The organism is Rhodococcus sp. KBW08, from assembly GCF_003852455.1.
Classification (GTDB): domain Bacteria; phylum Actinomycetota; class Actinomycetes; order Mycobacteriales; family Mycobacteriaceae; genus Rhodococcus_F; species Rhodococcus_F baikonurensis.
This window is the reverse complement of record NZ_QAJJ01000003.1, coordinates 43,333-49,483: the sequence shown is the minus strand read 5'-3', so window position 1 is coordinate 49,483 and position 6,151 is coordinate 43,333. Positions and strand designations below refer to the sequence as shown.

At 60.1% G+C, this 6,151-nt stretch carries 8 protein-coding genes; 6 read left to right on the top strand and 2 right to left on the bottom strand.

Annotated elements, in window-relative coordinates:
- On the bottom strand, positions 1-351 hold a 351-nt coding region (locus DBV08_RS04155; protein WP_148090781.1), incomplete at its 3' end, for a hypothetical protein.
- A 762-nt stretch (positions 352-1,113) separates the two neighbouring features.
- Between DBV08_RS04155 and DBV08_RS04150 the strand changes: the two genes are divergently transcribed.
- From DBV08_RS04150 to DBV08_RS04130, 6 genes are all read left to right on the top strand, one after another.
- Positions 1,114-1,518, top strand: a complete 405-nt coding sequence (locus tag DBV08_RS04150; protein WP_124566631.1) for a VOC family protein — start codon at positions 1,114-1,116, stop codon at positions 1,516-1,518.
- Positions 1,519-2,073: 555 nt separating this feature from the next.
- On the top strand, positions 2,074-2,238 hold the full coding sequence (locus tag DBV08_RS32200; protein WP_185564440.1) for a hypothetical protein: 165 nt from the start codon (positions 2,074-2,076) through the stop codon (positions 2,236-2,238).
- Between the two features lie 29 nt (positions 2,239-2,267).
- Positions 2,268-2,456: a hypothetical protein gene (locus tag DBV08_RS04145; protein ID WP_124566630.1), complete on the top strand. Its 189-nt coding sequence runs from the start codon at positions 2,268-2,270 to the stop codon at positions 2,454-2,456.
- Positions 2,457-2,502: 46 nt separating this feature from the next.
- A complete protein-coding gene (locus DBV08_RS04140; RefSeq protein WP_124566629.1) occupies positions 2,503-3,108 on the top strand; it encodes a type 1 glutamine amidotransferase domain-containing protein in 606 nt (201 codons plus the stop codon).
- Positions 3,109-3,209: 101 nt separating this feature from the next.
- Positions 3,210-3,797 (top strand): sigma factor, encoded by a 588-nt coding sequence (locus DBV08_RS33220; protein WP_397486738.1) that lies wholly within the window; start codon positions 3,210-3,212, stop codon positions 3,795-3,797.
- Between the two features lie 1,035 nt (positions 3,798-4,832).
- Positions 4,833-5,603, top strand: a complete 771-nt coding sequence (locus DBV08_RS04130; RefSeq protein WP_185564438.1) for an ANTAR domain-containing protein — start codon at positions 4,833-4,835, stop codon at positions 5,601-5,603.
- Between the two features lie 96 nt (positions 5,604-5,699).
- Here DBV08_RS04130 and DBV08_RS04125 read toward each other — a convergent pair whose 3' ends face one another.
- Positions 5,700-6,107, bottom strand: coding sequence for a transcriptional regulator (locus tag DBV08_RS04125; protein ID WP_124566626.1), 408 nt, complete (start codon positions 6,105-6,107; stop codon positions 5,700-5,702).
- Positions 6,108-6,151: the final 44 nt, after the last annotated feature.

Genomic DNA, 6,151 nt, shown 5'->3' with positions numbered 1-6,151 from the left:
ATAGAGGGTGAGTGAGCCCTGGCCAATGGCATCGTAGGCGGCGGTGATTCGAGCGACGATATCGTCGACGCTGAGTTCCAGGTCGATGATGCCCTGGACCTGGACATAGTTTCGGTTCACGTGGAGTGCGGTGCGGTCGATGAACGGGCCCGGCTCTTGGGCCATGTAAGCCCGGGTTTTGACGACCATGTCATGCAGGGCGGCCTCGTGGGTCTGCGAGCGCCCAGCCAGAGGCACCGGACGATTGTCTGCCGTGAAGACGCTGATGCCCCGGGTGAATTCGCCGACGGCGTCGCCGTCGCGCCACTCCGATGAAACGATGGTTACTGAACTTCTCCTGGTCTCTGTCAAATCCGGCGTTTCAATTCAATCCTGCGTTTCAATTCTATGGTGACGACGCTATCCGCCGAACTGAACGTGGCCGCGACCATGGAAGGATGCGGAGATGCGTACGTTGATCGCAGCGGGGGCTGCAACCTTCTTGATTGGTGGTCTTATCTGCGTTGGCTTCGTGCTGTGGTGGCTCGGGCAACCGACCCAATGTGCTTCGTACGCACCTCTGACATCGCAGATCACGGATCCGGCCAACTTACCTACGATCTCTCTCTGTCCTGGCAGTGATGAGAGCCCGACGCTGTATCTCATCGTCGGGCCACTGGCCAGCGCTGCGGTCGGAGCGCTCACCGGGTTCGTTGTCTGGCGCAGCGGAGTTCAGTTGTCGCGCACCCGGTAATTTTTACCCTTCTCACTACCGACCTCGCGGCCTTGCACTGAAGCGGCATGTGCTTCGCAAAGGCACCAATCCAAGTTCACCACGCATGGAAGCGAAACGCAGGTTGTCGAATGCTGGCCCATCCGTCGCTACACAGCGAACCTTGCTTCCCGCATTGAGATCCCCGCCAGCGCACTGCGCGGAACGGCGAACCGAGCCGCGTGCGTCGGTCCGCCGGCACCGACAAGGGCGTCCGGCGGCTTCACAGGGTCGGTGCCCGTCTTGCGCCTCTCGGCAAGTCGCCGCTCGAAGCGGGGCATGAGCACAAAGAACGCAGGTAGGGCCGTCGCGATAGGGTGACTTTTTGGAGTGGTTTACGGTAATGAATGAGGTGCGAAACCATGGGATTCTCGGTCGAGCGGTTTGACCACATCGTGATCAACTGTCGTGATGTCGACGCCACAGCCCAGTGGTACGCGACAGTACTCGGAATGACGATCGAGCGATTTGGCCCTACGGCGCGCACTGCGGTGAAGTTCGGAAATCAGAAGATCAATTTGAGGCCTCTCGGAACGGTGGAGCAAGACCCGGGCTGGACGACCGGTGCTGTCGAGGCGGCAGGTTCCGAGGATTTGTGCTTCGTCACGTCGGCTTCGCCTGATGCTGTCAGTGCCCACCTGGAGAGCTGTGGGGTGGAGGTGCTCGACGGGCCCGTGACCAAGCTAGGTGCCCTCGGAGAGATGGTGTCGCACTATTGTCGGGATCTGGATGGCAATCTCATCGAGATTGCCGTCTATCCGAATTGAGCACGCCGAGAATGGCTTAGCGTCGTGGCAACCCGGTCCGATGCTGCCTCAGTCGCGGTCGCGTATTTTCGTCGCAAGCAAGTAACGCACACGGCCCACGACGAATCCTCGGTCTCCCACCGGAATTGACGAAGCCGCCGGAACCGAAAAGGGTGTCCAGCGGCTTCACAGGGTCGGTGCCCGTCTTGCGCCTCTCGGCAAGTGGCCGCTCGAAGCGGCATTTCTGGGGTGGTACCCGGGGCAAAGAACCGAACACTGACAGTCTCTACAACGAAGACTGTCTCAGAGTTATTCCACGCTGCCGACCAGCGCAGTAGCTCATTTTCGGGTGATGATCGTCCGCAACACGAAGCGGAACACCACCGCGGTACCGAACGCGACAACGGCCACCACGTCGGCAGACCCCGACGGTGGCCGGCCGGTGTCTGAGGTTGTCTGAACAGGTGAACTCCCAAGCATTGAACTCCTGGATCCGGAAAATTTCGTCCATCCGCTGGGTGGTTCCCGATTGTCGATGTCGAGCCCAGGCAATGGCTTAGCCCGTATCCGTACCCGATGCCGTACGACGTTCACGATCAGGTGTGGCTGTGGGACAAATTTGCGGATGCGGTCCAGGTGTTTCAACCCGCCTACAACGACGTTGAGCCGATCCCCATGAGCCGAATCGCCCGCGCCTTCGGCAAGATCCTCACCACAAAGTGCGTCGCGGTCGATGATTGAGGAAACGTCGGTTGGGGAAGGTGAGCGGAATGGCTACTTACAGAGTGATCAATCCTGCAGGCGACGTCATCGCGACGCGCGACATCGAGAGCGCTGACGATGCGCATGCCTGGTTTGTGGATTCTCGCGCCGACAACTCGGAACTGGGATGGCGAATGGAAGTCCACCATGATGGCGAATGGTCGTTCTTCGACGACACCGAGGGCGTATCCAGCTGAGCAGTAGCTCGGCGCGAGTGACGAAGGTGAGGAAGGACGTTCAAGCATGAGTCAATTACTTGCAGGGAAGAAAGTGGCATTCCTTGTGGCGACGGAGGGAGTCGAACAGGTCGAGTTGACAGATCCGTGGGATGCATTGGTTGCCGAACACGCTCAGCCGTCGATTGTTTCGACAGAATCCGGCACCATCCAGGCGTTCAACCATCTCGACAAAGCTGACGTCTTTGACGTGGACGCGGTGGTCGAGTCGGCGGAGTCGTCCGAATACGACGCTCTCGTCCTGCCCGGGGGCGTGGCCAACCCTGATTTTCTCCGCATGAATCCAGAAGCGGTGGCGTTCGTCCGGAGTTTCTTTGATGCCGGGAAGCCCGTCGCGGTAATCTGCCACGGACCGTGGACGCTGGTCGAAGCCGGCGTGGTGGCCGGTCGTACGCTGACGTCGTGGCCTAGTTTGCGTACCGATATCACGAACGCCGGCGGCACGTGGGTAGACGAAGAAGTCGTAGTATGCACTTCTGGCCCGAATACGTTGATATCGAGCCGCAAGCCCGATGATTTGCCGGTGTTCTGTGCGAAACTGACCGACACGCTCAGCCAGTCCGAGGCGTCGTCGACGACTCCGAGGGAAGTTGACGAGGCAGATAGACCGTGACTTCTGCACCGCCCGAACCAGATCCGGGGAATACCCCTGCCCCGGAACACGGAAGTGTCGAGCGCGAACTCCGTGACCGGCAGCAGGTGCGACAACCAGGCATGGTGACCGCGATGGGAAGAACCGGGCACGACGGCAACTTGGTGCGCGTGCTGCGCGAGGTGGCATCGGGTAACCGAGACGCGTTCGCCGAATTCTACGATCGCACCTGCGGCCAGGTTTACGGGCTGATCACCCACATGATCGATGATCATCGACGTAGCGAGGAAATCACACGCCAAACCTATGCCGAAGTTTGGGGGACTGCCAGCCGATACCGAGCCGAACGCAGTTCGCCGACGGCATGGCTCCTTCGGCTCGCTCATCGACTGACAGCGGCAGACATGCGGTCTCGGCAGCACGAACATGCCCAGCCGATCGCTGACAACTTCGCCGACGCGCCGGAGCCGCGTCGACAGGGAGAGAATGCAACTCGTGAACACGAGATAACGTTGGAGTCGTTCTGGCCGACAGTGCAACATCGGGAGAGGAAGGATCTTTACCGGAGTTACTACCGTGCCATGACATCTCGGCAAATCGCTCAGACGGACGACATCCCGGTGGAAGTGGTGAGATCGAGCATCAAAACAGCCCTACTGGCGGTCCACCTTCACTACGTCAGAACCTCGTCCCACCCTACGCCGCATTGACGAAGCCGGAGTGAGAGCTTCCGTATGCCAAGCCATCTGGGTCATGTCACGACAGTTTACGTGTCTCGTGACGTAACGCGGTCAGAATGTGTTGGCAGAGCGCCGATTACGTGCACGAGGGCTCTCCTGTCACGAGCGCGGCAGGTAACCGTGCGGCGGTTTCGTTCAGTGTCCGTGGGCTAGGACCCGCGGACGGTACGTATGTTCCCGACAGCTCGACCATCGGCTGTCGGGCTCCTGGTCGTGTGGCTGGGAGGCTTCCGACCTCATCGAGCGTGTCAGAGACCCTCGATTACCTCGACGCCGTGCTCAGATCCTCGATCACTATGGTCGGCCGGCGTTACCGGAAACCGAGGGCTTGTGCCATGCATATGGCTCGATCACCCTCGTCAGGTTTCTGCGGAAGTTCGGTAGCGGTAGAGAACGCGGGACAGTCCGCAGGGAAGTAAGGCGATGGTTCGATCGTGGCATCGACGCTCGAAGATGCCATGTTTCATCGATCGACGAATTGGGCAGCATGGTCGAGAATCGTTGCCCGCTCACATGCGCGCACCGGTGAGTTCGGGCAACGGAGCTCGACAATACTGCACTTTCTCCTATCGGCGAGGGTGCGCGGCCTGATCGGTAGCTGACGACGAACCACCGATCAGGGCCTCAGATACTGCGTGTCAGCATGTTGGTCCTCGCTGGCACGCACGGCCCACCGATCGGATGCTCACAACACCAATCGGTGGGCCACCACGAACGCACACCGCTTCAGAGCTCGACTGTACGTGCGCTTTTCGGTCTCGCGGTCACGCTCAACCGGACCCGCGTGGTCCAGCTCCTGGACCACGGATCCAAGTGGCGGGCCAACTCTCGATCGGGCGTACTCGTGCTCGGTATGCATCGAGCCAGATCGCGCATCCGCGCGAACCTGCCATCGAATCGCGTTCTCTATTGACGTATTATCGATATCTCGGTGAAACAAGCGCCGCGCGACGACGAGTACGCGCAGGACGCTCACCCGCAGTTCTGCTGCGGGATGGGACCGAAATGGACGATTCATCAGCAAAGGCTGCCGCTGACACATCCGGTGTCTCATCGTCCGGTCAGCCGCTCGCGGGCGACATCTTCAAGTCATCGGACAGATTCGGTGCGCTGGTGAGCGCGAGTGCATCCGAAAGACTGATTCAAACATTCTGTCAGCAGCTGGTGGCAACAATCGCGAGCGCCGACATGGCCGGCGTCGTACTCGTTCCCGAACGCGGCACGAAACCTAAGACAGTGGCATGCACCGATGCCCGCGTTTTCGACATCGAACACGAGCAATACCGGGTAAACGAGGGTCCGGGTGTGGATTCTGCCCACATGGCCCAACCTGTGCGCGCAGACAGTGACAGCGTGGTTCGTAAGTGGCCGGACTTCGCGCAGCGCGTTTCCGAGATCGGTGTCGCCAGCTATCTCTCGGCCCCGTTGTTCATCGACGAGGTTCACGTCGGGGTACTGAGCCTGTACAGCTTCGTCGATCACGGCTTCGACGAGATCGACGAGGTATTGCTGCAGGTGTTCATCGCCGCACTGGAGGGGGCGGTGTGGAAGGCCCGGCGGGGAGAAGAATGGAAAACGGAAATCGCGGGCCTGCGGGCGGCGATGAAATCGCGCGGGCACATCGAACAGGCCAAAGGAATGCTGATGGTCATGCACGCAATCACCGAGGACCAAGCATTCGAGATGTTGGCCGCGCAATCGCAGCGACAGAACATTCGCCTCACGACCGTGGCTGCCGAGATCATCCGAGCCTTGAGCGGACAAGCAGGAATCTAGATAACCGAGGACCTCGCTGCGAAAGAAGCGCGATAACCGGACGTGGTCTCACTGCCGCCCCTAGTCCCCTGTTGAACGTGAAACTGGACGTAGACCCTAACCGAGTACGTTCAGCCGTTCGGCGAACTGCAACAGAAGGTCCATCGCCTCCGCGCTCAAACCGTGAGCGTGGAGAAGGAGGCGGCGAACGCCGTCGTCGTCAATCTCCGATATCGCCACGCGTTCGCGGTCTCGATCCTCGCCGCTGTCATCACTGCGCTCGTAGGGCAAGTCGTAGAAGTACGAGAGCGGCACTGCGAAGTACTCGGCGATCCGTTCGACGTATCGCGGTGCTGGTCGCGTTCGGACACCGTTGCGAAGTTGAGAAAGATACGGAGCCGAAATCGGACAACCTTGATCGGTCAGTGCCTGCGCAAGCATGGTGTTGGTTGTACGGACGGCCGATCGGGCGAACAGCGCATTGAGTTGCCGGCGAACACGTGATCGCTCCCCGTCATGTCCCACCACCCATCCTTGAGTTAGCTACATAGTAGCTTTTGGCGGCGAGG

Coding starts and splice junctions, on each gene's coding strand:
- DBV08_RS04130 (WP_185564438.1), top strand. CDS start 4,833: ATGGACGATTCATCAGCAAAGGCTGCCGCTGACACATCCGGTGTCTCA.
- DBV08_RS33220 (WP_397486738.1), top strand. CDS start 3,210: ATGGTGACCGCGATGGGAAGAACCGGGCACGACGGCAACTTGGTGCGC.
- DBV08_RS04145 (WP_124566630.1), top strand. CDS start 2,268: ATGGCTACTTACAGAGTGATCAATCCTGCAGGCGACGTCATCGCGACG.
- DBV08_RS04150 (WP_124566631.1), top strand. CDS start 1,114: ATGGGATTCTCGGTCGAGCGGTTTGACCACATCGTGATCAACTGTCGT.
- DBV08_RS32200 (WP_185564440.1), top strand. CDS start 2,074: ATGCCGTACGACGTTCACGATCAGGTGTGGCTGTGGGACAAATTTGCG.
- DBV08_RS04140 (WP_124566629.1), top strand. CDS start 2,503: ATGAGTCAATTACTTGCAGGGAAGAAAGTGGCATTCCTTGTGGCGACG.